Origin of the sequence: Microcoleus vaginatus HSN003, from assembly GCF_022701255.1 — a bacterium.
GTDB lineage: Bacteria > Cyanobacteriota > Cyanobacteriia > Cyanobacteriales > Microcoleaceae > Microcoleus > Microcoleus vaginatus_B.
Genome location: NZ_CP031705.1, coordinates 1,825,935 through 1,839,762 on the forward strand (window position 1 = coordinate 1,825,935; position 13,828 = coordinate 1,839,762).

At 46.2% G+C, this 13,828-nt stretch carries 12 protein-coding genes; 6 read left to right on the forward strand and 6 right to left on the reverse strand.

Annotated features, from left to right (window positions below; genetic code table 11):
- Window positions 1-207: 207 nt before the first annotated feature.
- The gene (locus D0A37_RS07745) at window positions 208-483 is read left to right on the forward strand and encodes a hypothetical protein (protein ID WP_242723017.1); all 276 of its coding nucleotides are present in this window, start codon (window positions 208-210) and stop codon (window positions 481-483) included.
- 419 nt (window positions 484-902) lie between these two features.
- Here D0A37_RS07745 and D0A37_RS07750 read toward each other — a convergent pair whose 3' ends face one another.
- From D0A37_RS07750 to D0A37_RS07770, 5 genes are all read right to left on the reverse strand, one after another.
- Entirely contained in the window at window positions 903-3,179 is a 2,277-nt protein-coding gene (locus tag D0A37_RS07750) for a GumC family protein (protein WP_242723019.1), read from the reverse strand.
- Between the two features lie 165 nt (window positions 3,180-3,344).
- Entirely contained in the window at window positions 3,345-4,922 is a 1,578-nt protein-coding gene (locus tag D0A37_RS07755; protein WP_242723020.1) for a polysaccharide biosynthesis/export family protein, read from the reverse strand.
- Window positions 4,923-5,051: 129 nt separating this feature from the next.
- Window positions 5,052-5,771 carry a cyanoexosortase B system-associated protein gene (locus D0A37_RS07760; RefSeq protein WP_242723021.1) on the reverse strand — a complete coding sequence of 240 codons (720 nt, stop codon included), beginning with the start codon at window positions 5,769-5,771 and terminating at the stop codon, window positions 5,052-5,054.
- Window positions 5,771-6,646: a cyanoexosortase B gene (gene crtB, locus D0A37_RS07765; protein ID WP_242725424.1), complete on the reverse strand. Its 876-nt coding sequence runs from the start codon at window positions 6,644-6,646 to the stop codon at window positions 5,771-5,773. The genes D0A37_RS07760 and crtB overlap by 1 nt, the downstream gene beginning before the upstream one ends.
- A 149-nt stretch (window positions 6,647-6,795) precedes the next feature.
- Window positions 6,796-7,935: a DegT/DnrJ/EryC1/StrS family aminotransferase gene (locus tag D0A37_RS07770; protein WP_242723022.1), complete on the reverse strand. Its 1,140-nt coding sequence runs from the start codon at window positions 7,933-7,935 to the stop codon at window positions 6,796-6,798.
- 208 nt (window positions 7,936-8,143) lie between these two features.
- On the opposite strand from D0A37_RS07770, the gene D0A37_RS07775 reads away from it, so the two are divergent.
- The 5 genes from D0A37_RS07775 to D0A37_RS07795 all read left to right on the forward strand — a co-directional run bounded on the left by D0A37_RS07775 (window position 8,144) and on the right by D0A37_RS07795 (window position 11,585).
- Window positions 8,144-9,181 carry an NADP(H)-dependent aldo-keto reductase gene (locus D0A37_RS07775; protein WP_242723023.1) on the forward strand — a complete coding sequence of 346 codons (1,038 nt, stop codon included), beginning with the start codon at window positions 8,144-8,146 and terminating at the stop codon, window positions 9,179-9,181.
- Between the two features lie 188 nt (window positions 9,182-9,369).
- The gene (locus D0A37_RS07780; protein ID WP_242723024.1) at window positions 9,370-9,558 is read left to right on the forward strand and encodes a hypothetical protein; all 189 of its coding nucleotides are present in this window, start codon (window positions 9,370-9,372) and stop codon (window positions 9,556-9,558) included.
- Between the two features lie 586 nt (window positions 9,559-10,144).
- On the forward strand, window positions 10,145-10,453 hold the full coding sequence (locus D0A37_RS07785) for a hypothetical protein (RefSeq protein WP_242723025.1): 309 nt from the start codon (window positions 10,145-10,147) through the stop codon (window positions 10,451-10,453).
- 90 nt (window positions 10,454-10,543) lie between these two features.
- Complete coding sequence (locus D0A37_RS07790; RefSeq protein ID WP_242723026.1) at window positions 10,544-11,224, forward strand: DUF433 domain-containing protein; 681 nt, start codon at window positions 10,544-10,546, stop codon at window positions 11,222-11,224.
- Window positions 11,208-11,585, forward strand: a complete 378-nt coding sequence (locus D0A37_RS07795; RefSeq protein ID WP_242723027.1) for a type II toxin-antitoxin system PemK/MazF family toxin — start codon at window positions 11,208-11,210, stop codon at window positions 11,583-11,585. Before D0A37_RS07790 ends, D0A37_RS07795 begins: the two co-directional genes overlap by 17 nt.
- Window positions 11,586-11,657: 72 nt before the next feature.
- On the opposite strand, the gene uvrB is transcribed toward D0A37_RS07795, so the two are convergent.
- A complete protein-coding gene (uvrB, locus tag D0A37_RS07800; protein WP_242723028.1) occupies window positions 11,658-13,670 on the reverse strand; it encodes an excinuclease ABC subunit UvrB in 2,013 nt (670 codons plus the stop codon).
- Window positions 13,671-13,828 lie beyond the last annotated feature (158 nt).

Below are 13,828 nucleotides of genomic sequence, written 5' to 3' on the forward strand. Positions count from 1 at the left end.
AGGCGGGTGTACAGTTAAATACAGTTTGAAGGCTGACAATGCCCGCAGCAGGTTTGATATTGGGCCAGCAACTTGGGCCGCAGGCATTCCCACGGCCCGGTTAAATTCTGTCCCCCTGCTTGTTTTAGTCGGTTTTCATGTCTAATATCTGCACGCGCCGGGGCGCACAGAGTTTGTTGGCAACTTTTGGACTCTATGGAGTGGCTTATGACGGATGACGATGACCAGAAAGATTTACGCCGGGCCTCGGCTCAATCATTTTTTGAGTCCCTGGATGAATTGTTCGATATAGAATCGAACAGCAGTCAAGCTGCACAACCTAAATCTCCACCGCCTCCGGCGAAGTCTTCGAGTCAGTCTTCGAGTCCGCCGAAGAAGACTAGACCTGCGAAAATTAATTTGTCGGATTTTGAAGATGCGATCGCCGATTTGGAACAGTTTATCCAGAGCAAACACCAGAAAAGCCCTGAATCCAATCAATAGTGCGATGACACATTTTCAAGTAGTGACTGTTTACTGTTGACGGTTGACGGTTGACTGTTGACTGTTGACAAGCGAAAAATTTTAGACCGAAGTTCAGCTCCCAGATTCATCTGTGGAGTCAATTTTTAAATCGAAAATCTAAAATCTTAAATCTAAAATCGACTGGCTGTTGGCTGTTGAAGTCGCCCAAAAACTAATACTTGCTTGAAGACAGGAGTCGCCCCGGTCACAAAATTTTAGACCAAAGTTCAGCCTCCCAGATTCATCTGTGGAGTCAATTCTAAAATCTAAAATCTAAAATCTAAAATCTAAAATCGACTGACTGTTAACGGTGCTTTCGGCTGAATTTGCTTATGTCGCAGCCTACCATATATTCACATTTCGTTGAAGATTGCTTGATAAGAATCAAGCCACATAAATTATCTCAATTTACTATTAATAGCCTTGTTTTTAGGCTTTGACGGCTGCGGTAATTGCCTCGATCGCACTTCGATCGCCCGATCGCCGATCGCACTCAAAGGCAACTCCAATTCATGAAGATCAGTGCGGAACTTGACGGGAATGTCAGCACCGTTAATAATCGCTCCCAACAGCCGCGGCCCGGATTTATTCGACTCCTCATCCTCAGATTCCAGCAACTGATCTGCCGCCTCAGACAACATACTAGACAAAGTGTAACCAGGCCGCGCCACCAAAATGATACCGTCCGTGTACGGTTCCAGCGTCAGCGCGTCGTTGCACTCGCTCAAAGCCGGAGAATCCACAACCACAAAATCAAAGCGGTTGCGAACATCCTCAAACAATCTCCGCATTTCGCTGGATTCTAGTACGGCGGAGGCTTGCCGCAAAAAGCCGGGACTCGGCACAACGTATAGATTCTCTACCTCTGGAACCAAAAGGACGCACTCGCTAATATTGCCGTAATAGTGCAAAGGTTCCACCGTCGCCAGAGGATCAGCAGCAATTTTCAAAGATTCAACGTTAGAAGGCGATCGCAAATCTGCTTCAATTAGCAAAGTCCGTTTACCCGATCGAGCCGATGCAATTGCCAAATTGTAAGCACTAAAACTTTTCCCCTCCAAAGGCGCCGCCGAAGTCAGCAACACCACCTTCACCGGTTTGTTCCCGATCCGGCGCAAATTAGTACGCAACCGCTCGTAAAATTCCAAATAAGGAGAATTTACCTCCAGGGCCAGAGGCATTTCATCGCCGTAGGAATCAAACACCGTCACTTCAGGCAAAACTGCCAGTATCGGCACCTCTTTTTCCACCAAAGCCGCCCGCACTTCTTCCCAACTGTAAAACTTGCCGTTGAGCATCCCCAACAAAAATATCAACCCCCCGCCCAGCAGCAATCCCACAAATCCGCCCACCGCCAGCATCACGGGCAAACCTCTCTTGTTTGACTCAACGTCATCAGTTTGTGGCAATTGGGCGATTCTCAAACTCCCCGTTGTCTCAGCTACCGCCGCCTCAGCATCTACCAAAGCCGACTGCATCTTGTCATAGAGAGCTTTTTTGAACGCCACTTGCTGCGCTAACCGCGCTTGTTCTAACTGCTTGTTGGGGATTGTCGCGTGTTCCCGACGCAATTCTTTTTCAGTTTTCTCGATTCCTTGGAGTTGCTGTTGCACCGTATCCCGCTGCGTTTGCAAACCAATCAAAGTTTGAGCTAACTGCTGTCTGGCCGGATCTAAAGAAGAGTCTACCCGAATTCGATCGGCACTTCTGAGCGGAGCCGCCACCCCGTTACCGCCGAGTACCTCAGATTGCCGCTGCTGCAACTGCTGCTCAAAAGCAAGTTTTTGTTTAAGCAATTCTACAATTTTCGGGTGTTCCTCCTGCAAGTCGCTGCGGAGAATTTTGAGCTGAGATTCGATCGAAAACAATTGCACTCGCAGTTGGGCAATAATTGGATCGGCAGAGAGTGCTTGAGCGACGTAAGCTTGCTCCACATTCAATCCCAAGCGATCCTGCAAACTATTAATTTGAGCTTCAATTCCTCCCAACTGCACGCGGAGTTGCCGCTGCTGCTGTTGGCTGCTGGTAATCGCTTGCGGCAAAGCACCGCTCTGAGCAGCTAAAATTGAAGTTCCTTCTCGTTTTTCGTAGGATTCAAGTTTTGCTTCCGTCTCTCGGAGTTCCTGAGTTACTTTCGGCAAACGCTGGTTAATTTGCGTGATAGTTGCTCGCAGTCTAGAAGTATTAAATGTTTTGCTGTACTCCACCATTTCGTTCATCAGCGTCTTTACTACCGCTTCTGCTTGTTTACGATCGGTATTTTTGTACAATACTTGAATCAAAGCGCTGGGGTCATTATTCTTACTGGGCATCTTTACTTGCACATCTTTTGCCAGCTTTTTAGCCAAAGCTTGTACTTTTTCTGCCGCTTCTTTTTTGTTTAATTTTTGTTCGGGTTGGATGAGTTTTTGGGCTGCTGGTTTAACCACCCTTGTATCCAGCAACATATCTTTAGTTATTTCTTGTCCTTCCTGTTGAATTTTAGTAGTAGTCGATGAAAAAATCACGCTCGGTCTGTCGTAGGCCAGCGTACCTATTGCAGTGTAAACTGGCGCCGCCTTTGGCTGAACAGCCACTACTCCCGACACCCCCACAGTCACCGCGAGAGTAGCCAGTCCCACCCACTTGTATTGGTCGAAAGCAATTAAATAACGTTTGACAACGGATAAAGTCATGACGATTTTAGATTTTAGATTTTAGATTTTAGATTGCTAATTGTTAACGATAACTAATGACTACTGACTAATTATACCACTTCCCCAAAAAGCCGCAACCATAGGTTCGTGCTCTAAACTCATATCCCATAAGGCCTTGCCAATCGAAAATTGAAAATGGTATGACTACCTATCATTACGTGACGGCCCGAACAAATCTGTTACCCCATTTCTCAACTGCTCAAAGAACAGAATAAATCCCAAAGTATCCCGGAATGGTCTAGTAAAAGTATTGATCACATAACCAATGCGCTCTACCAAATTCCTACCAATCACAATCACATCATTATCTTCGAGTATCGGGTTCTGAGAAACATTGCCCTCCAAAGCAGCTTTAGCATCTATCGAACGGTTGATTGCTCTACCTTGCTTTTCGTCGAACCGAATCAGGGCTATTTTCCGCAAGTTAGCAAGATTAACAGGCAAGTTGTTGAGAGCATCCAAAAACCTGCTGCCATTTTCTACGTAGAACGAGGTCAAACCACCACTAGCGTAACTCAAAACTCGAACGTAGATCCTCGGCTTAATCAGAGTAGACCGCGAAACCAGAGCTTTATCGTAGTCTAGGTTTTTGATACTAGCGTCCAATTCCGGGATGACAATTACATCTCCCGATGCCAAAGGAAAATCGAACAAATCGTTAGCGTTTGCTAGGGGAGTGTAGAGGTCGATTGGTTCCTCCACCGTCGAGCCGTCCAGCAGCGTCCGCCGCACTCGCACCTCGCGCAAATCGGCTTTTCCCGTGACTCCCCCCGCAATCACCAAAGCAGCCGAAATTCGACCAGAACCCGCCGGAAGCGTGTAAAAACCCGGTTTGCTGACTTCTCCGGTGACAGTGATTTGGACGGGGACAGCAGCAGCAGCGAGGCTGTACCGGGATGCTAAATCTTGATCGGATTTGCGATCGGGCGTAACCTGTTTATACGGTACAACGATCGCATCTCCATCTTCCAAACGCAAATCCGGCGGAGCAATACCCGTTTGCAACGGTGTCAAAATATCAACAACTTGCTCCACGACAGCACCTCCCGGCAGAGTCCGCCGCACCCGCACCGCCCGCAGTTCCGCCGTAGGAGTAGTCCCAGCAGCAGCCGCCAGAGCCGCAGGAAGCTGGGGGGTTTGCAGCGGATAAAAACCCGGTCTGGCCACTTCCCCCGTCACCGTCACCACTACGGGGCGCTGAACCAGCAAAGCAGCCGAGACTTGAGGATTTTTGATAAATTGGCCAAAGCGCTCCCGGAGGCGCTGCTGTGATTCTTCGACGGTAAGACCCCGCACATTTACTGTTCCGATTAGCGGCAGTACAATTACCCCTTCAGGGCTGATTGCACCCGTAAAACCTAGCTCTGGGAAGCGCTGAACTTGAACAGAAATCTGGTCTCCCGGGCCCAGGCGGTAGGGCCGATTCCCAAAAGCTGGGTTAATATCCCGGTTGAAATTGGCAGGCGGCGGTGGCGGTAGACGCAATGGCGGTGGCGCTACGAGTCGCTCATCTCTTTGAACAACAGGTTGAGCTAAAGCCGTTCCCGAAAAAATTTTGCTATTAAAACCCCAGAATACAGCAGCAAAAGATAGAGTCCAAGCAGTCGAATACAGGCCTGCCAAGGAAAAAGCGAGGCGATTTTTAATTGTGGATTTTTCCCGCATTTTGAGAGGATTTAAAAAAGTATTATTTTGAAGAATGACCTGAGTTGTAAGTTTCATCTAAATATAGCGACAAGAAAAAACAATAAGATATTTTAGGGGGGAGTTGAATCGGGATATTTACTAGGAATCAGTTGATTTTGGCAAAATCGGCCCACGCCCTAAGCTGATTTACTTGCACCTACCTGCTTACTCAAACCGAAAAGTTTCTGTCATTAATTTAGCCTGGACACTTTCGGCAAGAGATTCCACCAATGGTTGAGCTATCTTAATATCGCTTTGCGCTTGAATGGGGAGGATGATACTGACAGCAACCCAAGAGGCGCGGCGGTTCGAGAGTCTAGCAATGCTGTCTTCCCAAAACCAGCGACTGGTTGCTGGAGAACCCCCGTTAGGCCAAGCGTACCACTGCACGACAGCAAAAGTTTGTTGGGGAGTCCAGCTTCGGAAAAACCGGGCTTCGACAGTAGGCGGTGGCTGGCCGGGTATTAGTGCTAATTTAACTTTAAACCTCAAAGTGCGATGAGAATCGGTTTGCCATCGGTGAAATCCATCGATATCTAGCCATTCCACTTGGGGCTGATTTTTGGGGTAATTTTGAGGCAACAGCAATAAAATGGCAATTGTTTGATCATTTTTAATTTCTTGAACTAACCATCTGTGAGCGCCAATTTGGACGTTATTCTGAACGGCTATAACCTGCCACCCAGGAATTTTTATCCCGTTTTCGCGCACACTTCTTAATTGCTTGAGGTTTGCAAGGGTTGGCGGGTTTGTCCAAGGCCATCTTCCCGTCGCGTAGCCGGGAATTGCTACTGCTCCAACTAATACCAGCAAAAACACCAGTACCATAATTTTAGATAATTGATACCGCCGCAGTAGTTTCTGTGCTGAAATCATCTGTTTCATTAATTGCCAGACTGACTTGGGAAATACTTGTCCATCCCGTTGAGGAGAAGTACCAATAATCCTAGTATACAAGCAGAATATAAATCTCCGCCCCATCCGGCGTGTAGCCAAGTAAAAAGCGCCTCTCTGTCGGTTCCGTGAAAGTAAGTTAGCAAAGTATTGCGAAAAATGTTGGAAGTGATGCTAAGAATGGATGTAATCACTAAAAACAAAATACTTTTTTTGCGAGAGTTCCAAACTCCCGTCCAATCCAGCAGAATTAAGCTGACGTAAAGACTGGTAAACAGCATTTTTAAGCCTGCACAATGTGGAGCAACTTCTACAATGCGCTCGTTGACGTACAGATAAATTTCTTCCACTCTCACGTTGATACCAACCTTAATTAATATCCAGCCTGATGCTTCAGCAATGAATTGCTGTAAGGGCAAGGCGTAGGGTTCTATGAGGTAAGGAATGTGGTTCGGCGAGGCCAGAAATACGAATAAAAGCGGCATCGCCTGCAATTGTAAGCCGGGAATTCCTTTTAAAGATAAGCAAATGCTGGCCAGCATTATGGGGAGGGATAAATTTACTAAATCGCTCAAGCGACTCAGATAAAAAAGCGTGGCTAGTACCAACAAAAAGCCTCCCAAAGGATGCGGTGAGTTGGGTAAGCTGCGCCAGCACTTTCGGTTCATCCAAGCAATATAAGCTGCGTAGGGCAAACCAATTAGTCCGTGGCTGAAATATTCGTGTTCGAGGCTGATGCTTTTGTTGAGCCAGCCGTCGTACCAGTGTACTAGCAAGGGGGCGTACAGCAGCGCTAGGAGCACCGTGATACCTTCCCCCACGAGGTATCGCTTGAAAACAATGCGAATTTTGCGCTGGATGTGCATGGTTTGAGAAGTTTTAAGATTGCCGCGCTGGATTCGCAACGCTTTCGGGTTTTAAAGTGTGAGTTAAAGATTTGTTAATTACCCACCAAAACGCTTTGAGAACCGCACCCTACTGCTTGAAACACCTCCTGCATAAATTTTATGAACAATTAGCAATTCAATGATAGTACGATCGCCCGAACAACTTGCTCGATCTGAGTATTGCTCAATCCGGGATACATTGGCAATGATAAAATTTGTTCGCACAGGGTTTCTGCGTGGAGAAAGTCGCCCCGATTCCCTAAGTTTTGGTAGGCGGGTTGCAGGTGACAAGGTATGGGATAGTGTATCCCTGTTTGAATGCCGTGTTGGCCGAGTTTTTCCTGAAGGGTGTTGCGGTTGATCGAGCTTTCCTCAGTAATTTTGATAACATAGAGGTGATAAATGTGACCGCTGCTGCTATGGTTGGCGATCGGTACAATGCCTTTGTGTTTCAATGGTGCTAGTAGAGTATTGTAGTGTTGAGCAGCGTCGGTGCGATCGCGATTCCATTTTTCTAAGTAAGGCAATTTAACATTGAGCACGGCGGCTTGCAAATTGTCGAGGCGGCTGTTGGTGCCAATTTCTGTGTGCAAATATTTGCTAGGTGCTCCGTAATTGCGGAGAGTTCGCATTTTGTCTGCGAGTTGTGCATCGTTAGTAATTAACATCCCGCCGTCGCCAAAAGAACCAAGGTTTTTGCTGGGATAAAAGCTGAATGCTGCTGCTTTACCAATGGAACCCGCGCGGTATCCTTCTCTGTGGGCTAAGTGCGCTTGGGCGGCATCTTCAAATATGATTAAATCGTGGCGATTCGCAAAATCTAAAAGCTGCCGAGGCGATACCATTTGACCGTAAAGGTGTACGGGGATAATTGCTTTAGTTTTCGAGGTAACTGCTGTTTCGGCTGCTGTGAGGTCAATCAGGGCGGTTTCCGGGTCACAATCTACAAGAATAGGTATAGCTTTGGCTTGGACGACGGCGATCGCAGTGGCAATAAAAGTGTTAGCGGGTATGATAATTTCGTCGCCCGGATTAATGCCGCAAGCTTGGAGTCCCAGAGCGATCGCATCTGTTCCACAAGCCAATCCTACGCCGTATTTTACTCCAGAAGCTGCTGCAAATGCGGTTTCAAATTCTGCGAGTGCATGGCCTAAAATAAAGTCTCCTTCCTGGATTATTTTTCTAATTGCTTCTGCTATTTGCGATTGAATTGGTTGGTGTTGCAGTGAAAAATTTACAAACGGAACTTTGGGCGGGCGGTTACTCATAAACTATCGAGGCATAATTCTTTATATTAACATTTTAGTGCGGATAGCATTTGAAAATTTTTAACCGCAGAGGACGCAGAGTAAAAGAGGGAAAAGGGAGATTTTTTACGGAATAGCTGCGCTTCACCTACTTTGTTTTGAGCGCTCAACTAAAGGAAAGTTTTTCGGTAATATAGAAGCAGAGAATTTTGCAGCAAGCATCAAAATCATGGAATACAAAAAACTCGGCGACAGCGACTTATCAGTATCTGAAATCTGTTTGGGTACGATGACTTACGGCCAGCAGAACACCGTTGAGGAAGCGGCCCAACAGCTCGATTTTGCGATCGATAGAGGCATCAACTTTATCGATACGGCAGAAATGTATCCCGTCCCTGGAAAGGCGGAAACTCAGGGCAAAACAGAGGAATATATCGGGGAATGGTTGGCGAAACAGCAGCGGGATAAAGTCATTATAGCGACTAAAGTAGCGGGCAGAAGCACTCGCTTAAAGTGGATTAGGGAAGGGAAAAATCAGATCGATCGCCCAAATGTCGAAAAAGCCCTGAATGACAGCCTGAAGCGTTTGCAAACTGACTACATTGACCTCTATCAGATCCACTGGCCCGATCGCTACGTGCCGCTATTTGGCGCGCCGGATTACGACATCGCCCAAGAACACGAAACAGTGCCGATTTTGGAACAGTTAGAGGTATTTGCTGACTTGATTAAAGCTGGCAAAATCCGCTATTTGGGTTTGAGTAACGAGACGCCTTGGGGAGTTTGCGAGTTCTGCACCTTGGCGGAAAAACACGGATTGCCGAAAGTTGTTTCGATTCAGAATGCTTTCAGTTTGAGCAATCGGACATTTCACCTAAATTTAGCAGAAACTTGCCGTTTTAAGAATGTGGGATTGATGGCTTATAGTCCTTTGGGATTTGGGCTGTTAACGGGTAAATACTTGAAGGGAATTCCCGAAAATTCTAGGTTGGCTTTATTCGCGGGATTCGGCCAGCGTTACGATAAAACTAATCTGAACGATGCGGTCAAAGCGTATGTTGAGATTGCGGGGAAACATGGGATAAGTCCGGCGCAGATGGCTTTGGCGTATGTGCGATCGCGCTGGTTTGTCACGAGCACAATTATCGGTGCAACAAGTCTCGAACAGTTGGAGGAAAATATCGGTAGTTTGGAGGTGAATTTGGATAAGGAGATCGTAGCGGAAATTAATGCGGTGCACGCTAAGTATCCGAATCCGACACCGTAAGTTTATTAGTAGGTTGGGTTGAGGTAACAAAACCCAACTTACCACTTTAATATGCGAAAATTCCATAAACAGAACTTACGCACTCCGCCCAAGAAACCGGGTTTTTACTACATCTGCGGGCTGTAACAAAGTTTTATCGCAAAAAACCCGGTTTCTGAGTTCCCCTGCGTAAGTTTTAGTTGAGGAAGTTGGAAACTTCTGGTTGGGAAAAGGTTTTTGAATGCGATCGCACTCACGTATTAGATGTGCTGAGAGGTTTTCTTCAGGAAGTGATGCAGCTAGCTGTAGATAAAGGTTACATCACGCTGGAAGAGAAGGAGGAATTTATTTGTCCGGCTTTTGCTAGCAGTACGGATGCTGTGGTATTAGGCAAGTAGTTGGTTTGGGTGGTGGTTTGGGCGAGCGACCTTTTTTAATATAATGACGGACAAGTTTCAATCCCTAATAAATATTTAGGTTAACTGCATTTTTAAAAGTTCCGTCCCACATCTTGCTAAATGTATCGGTTTCAATCCCTAATAGAGATTTAGGTTAATTGCCACTCAAAAACGCAACCCGTTGCGCTTTTGACAGAGAATAAAGCTGTTTCAATCCCTAATCGGGATTTAGGTTAATTGTGGCTATGCAGGATTTAACGCTAAATACCCGCTTTGCGGTTTCAATTCTTAATTAAGTTAATTAATACCTCGCATTCAATTAGTATCTCATTTCCTATCCTGTTTCGTTTTTTTCTATCCCGTTCTGCTTTCTTGGTAACACAGGATCAAGAAAAAAAAAACCATAACTTATCACAAAATTTGATTGACTACTAGCCAGCTAATGTGCTAATAATAAATAAAGAACGTCCCTACTACTTGGAGGTGTTAAGGACGCTCTATTCAAACCATGAATTCTAGAACGGTAGCATTGAACTGCATTAAGCCGTTCTCAGGATTCTGGATGTTATTTAATTTATGCAAAACAATGATACCACAAAATCACGCGCGAGCGCTACTCGAAAAGCTGCTCGCTCATCCTGATGGTTTGGAGATAGCCCGTATGGTTTATGGGTCGCACCCAAACAGTCAAGAGCTTACATCATCGGACATTCAGCGCGATCTGCAAAAACTCAAAGACAGAGTGACTACCTTAGAACGCTTACACTCTGAAGATGAGGATCGGAAAGATAAAAACCGTGGATGGGAGTACGAGTCTGATTCCTGGGATAACAATGGTTCATCAAAAGCCGACTCCTTGGAACGCAAATACTCAGCCGAAAGACTAGGAAGCTGATAGAAAGTGCGATCGCCCTTTCCATCCAAAAAATAGGATAATGGTAAAAGGCGATCGCACTTCACCCTAGAATCTTTCTCAACTAAACCCATGAGTACAATTCGCTTACAACTAGCCGAATACTTGAAATGTCGAGGTTTCACCCCCGAAAACTTAGTCGAAGCTGTGGGCGAAACACTCAATCCTGAAACCGTATACCAACTGATCGAAAAAGCCGAAAACCTCAGCCACCTAGACTTATCCGTCTTAGCCGCCATTCTAGATGCCTTGAGCAAACTCAATGGTTTTCCCGTTGGCATCGCAGAAGTGCTAATATTTTTTCCTGACATTTCTGAGGAAGCATTGGCAAAATCACCTTGGCGTCAACTTTACCTCGTCGATAATGAAATTCCCCCCTATGATTGGGGAGATGTAGACCCCCTGGAAGGCACAAAGCCTGTGCGTTTTATTCCGGGAGTTGGAATGGTAATTCTGGACAATGAAAGTGCAACGAATAGCAAAGAAGATATCCAGCAATTTACTAGAATTACCTCCGATTCAGAATTCATGGCGGGAAAACCTTGCATTCGCAACTTACCCATACCAGTTGAAACTATTATCTCAATGATGGCTTCTCACTATTCGACAGCAGAAATACGCCAAACTTATCCAGAACTTGAAGAAGAAGACTTTAAAGAAGTTCTAGCCTATGCTGCGTGGCGGATTCAAGAAACAAACCCGATCGACATTGGCAATAAAAAGGTAGAGAAAGTTTGTGAGTCAGCTACCTAATTTTTTGCAGGTGAGGGCCGTGGTGCTAGTTAACTTCCCGGCTCAAATTCCCCCCGGTCGCGAACAGGAAAACACTCGACCTGCGGTAATTGTAGCTTTGCCAAATGTCACAGGAATAACGCGGTTTTCGCTGGTAATAGTCGTTCCCTTGACGACACAACAAGGAGATTGGGCGACACGAAACTCAACGCTATATCCGCAGCTTCAGGCTGGAATGGGAAACCTACGCTATGACTCTACTGTGTTGCTGGATCAACTACGCGCTGTAGACATAAAGCGTGTTTTGGGCTACCGAGGAGATTTAACCGCAGAAGAGTATCAGCCGATCGCCAATGGACTAAAAGCGATGTTTGGCTTTTGAATTATCCCTTCATCAGCGTTTATTTGCGTGCATCTGCGGTTAAAAATCCCCCTCAATTCCCTGACAACAAGCTTAATGTCCCAATAGCTTATCCCGCAAATGCTTAATCCGATCGCGCAATTTACCCGCCTCCTCAAACTCCAACTTCTTAGCCGCCGCCTTCATCTGCGCTTCCAACCGCCCGATTAACTGAGGAATCTCATCCAAAGATAACTCGTTTACCTGTTCGTAAACATCCTCCAACTGCTGAGAATTTAGCTTGCGCGACACATCCAAAAATGCCAAAATCGCATTACTCGATCGCTTTTTCGCGATCGGCTGTGGCGTAATCCCGTGCATCTTATTGTACGCTACCTGAATCCCCCGGCGTCGATCCGTTTCGTCGATCGCCTTAACCATACTATCCGTCAAATTATCCGCGTACAAAATCGCCTGTCCCTGAACGTGCCGCGCCGCCCTTCCAATCGTTTGAATCAACGAACGTCCCGATCGCAAAAACCCCTCTTTATCCGCATCCAAAATTACCACCAGCGAAACTTCCGGCAAATCCAAACCTTCCCGCAGCAAGTTAACACCAATCAATACATCAAACTTACCATCCTGCAAATCTTGGATAATTTCGATGCGTTGAATCGACTGAATTTCCGAGTGCAAATACCGGACTTTAATAGCCCTCTCCTGCAAATATTCGGTTAAATCTTCCGCCATCCGCTTCGTTAAAGTCGTCACCAAAACTCGCTCGTCCCGACTTACTCTCTCCTTGATTTCCCCCAACAAATCATCAATTTGTCCTTCCGTCGGGCGCACGAAAATTGTCGGATCTATTACTCCGGTAGGGCGAATTACTTGCTCTGCAACCCTGCCTTCCGATATTTCCATTTCCCAATCCCCAGGCGTAGCAGAAACAAAGATGCACTGATTTTCTTTTGCCCAGAATTCCTCTGCTTTTAAAGGGCGGTTATCTGCCGCGCTGGGCAAGCGAAAACCATGTTCAATCAATACTTTTTTGCGCGCTTGGTCGCCGTTGTACATTCCCCGAATTTGCGGCACGGTGACGTGAGATTCATCTATCACCAACATCCAATCTTTCGGGAAATAATCAATCAAACATTCTGGCGGTTCCCCCGCATTTCTCCCTGCTAAATGCCGCGAATAATTTTCGACTCCGTTGCAGTAACCTACCTCGCGCAGCATTTCCAAATCGTAGCGAGTGCGCTGTTCCAACCGCTGAGCTTCTAATAGTTTACCCTGTTTTTCAAATTCTACCAGTCGGTCTTCTAATTCGAGTTCTATTCCTTGACAAGCTGCCTCTAATTTATCTTCTGCCGTGACAAAGTGGCGCGCTGGATAGATATTTAAAGCCGTTGAACTTTGCAGGATTTTACCTGTTACGGGGTCAACGTAGCGAATGGCATCAATTTCGTCGCCGAAGAATTCGACGCGAATAATTCTATCTTCGTAAGCGGGGCCGATTTCCAAAACATCGCCTTTGACGCGAAATTTGCCTCGACCTAAATCTATATCGTTGCGGCTGTATTGGACGTTGACTAAATCGCGCAAAACTTGCCGCTGGTTTACTTCCATTCCTACTCGCAAAGGAATAGCTGCTTTCAGGTATTCGGCGGGCATTCCCAAACCGTAGATGCAGCTAATTGAAGCAACTACAATTACGTCGCGGCGTTCAAAGAGCGATCGCGTGGCTGAGTGCCGCAGCATATCGATCTCGTCGTTAATTGCTGCCGTTTTCTCAATGAAAGTATCGGTGACGGCGATGTATGCTTCAGGTTGGTAGTAGTCGTAATAACTGACAAAGTATTCGACTGCATTGTTGGGGAAAAAATTACGCAGTTCGTTGCACAGTTGAGCGGCTAGGGTTTTGTTGTGTGCTAGAACTAAGGTGGGTCTGCCGACTTTTTCAATCACCGAGGCAATGGAGAAGGTTTTGCCCGTACCTGTGGCACCGAGTAAGGTTTGAAATCGATCGCCCGCTTCGATGCCTTTGACAAGTTGCTCGATCGCTAGCGGTTGGTCGCCTGTGGGCTGGAAGGGCGCTTGCAATTGAAAAGATGCTGCCGCAGTTACCATAGGAAAATGTAGCTATTACCCATAAATCTTAACAAAAATGCAGAGATTCTGCAATTTCTCTAAGAAAATAGTTAGACTTTGTAATATTATTTTAATCATCGGCCGAAATAGCAAGCAGAAAGCCAAGAAAAGCAGTTGTCCGCACCCAGCAATCAACG

Coding starts and splice junctions, on each gene's coding strand:
- D0A37_RS07745 (WP_242723017.1), top strand. CDS start 208: ATGACGGATGACGATGACCAGAAAGATTTACGCCGGGCCTCGGCTCAA.
- D0A37_RS07750 (WP_242723019.1), bottom strand. CDS start 3,179: ATGACTTTATCCGTTGTCAAACGTTATTTAATTGCTTTCGACCAATAC.
- D0A37_RS07755 (WP_242723020.1), bottom strand. CDS start 4,922: ATGAAACTTACAACTCAGGTCATTCTTCAAAATAATACTTTTTTAAAT.
- D0A37_RS07760 (WP_242723021.1), bottom strand. CDS start 5,771: ATGAAACAGATGATTTCAGCACAGAAACTACTGCGGCGGTATCAATTA.
- crtB (WP_242725424.1), bottom strand. CDS start 6,646: ATGCACATCCAGCGCAAAATTCGCATTGTTTTCAAGCGATACCTCGTG.
- D0A37_RS07770 (WP_242723022.1), bottom strand. CDS start 7,935: ATGAGTAACCGCCCGCCCAAAGTTCCGTTTGTAAATTTTTCACTGCAA.
- D0A37_RS07775 (WP_242723023.1), top strand. CDS start 8,144: ATGGAATACAAAAAACTCGGCGACAGCGACTTATCAGTATCTGAAATC.
- D0A37_RS07785 (WP_242723025.1), top strand. CDS start 10,145: ATGATACCACAAAATCACGCGCGAGCGCTACTCGAAAAGCTGCTCGCT.
- D0A37_RS07790 (WP_242723026.1), top strand. CDS start 10,544: ATGAGTACAATTCGCTTACAACTAGCCGAATACTTGAAATGTCGAGGT.
- uvrB (WP_242723028.1), bottom strand. CDS start 13,670: ATGGTAACTGCGGCAGCATCTTTTCAATTGCAAGCGCCCTTCCAGCCC.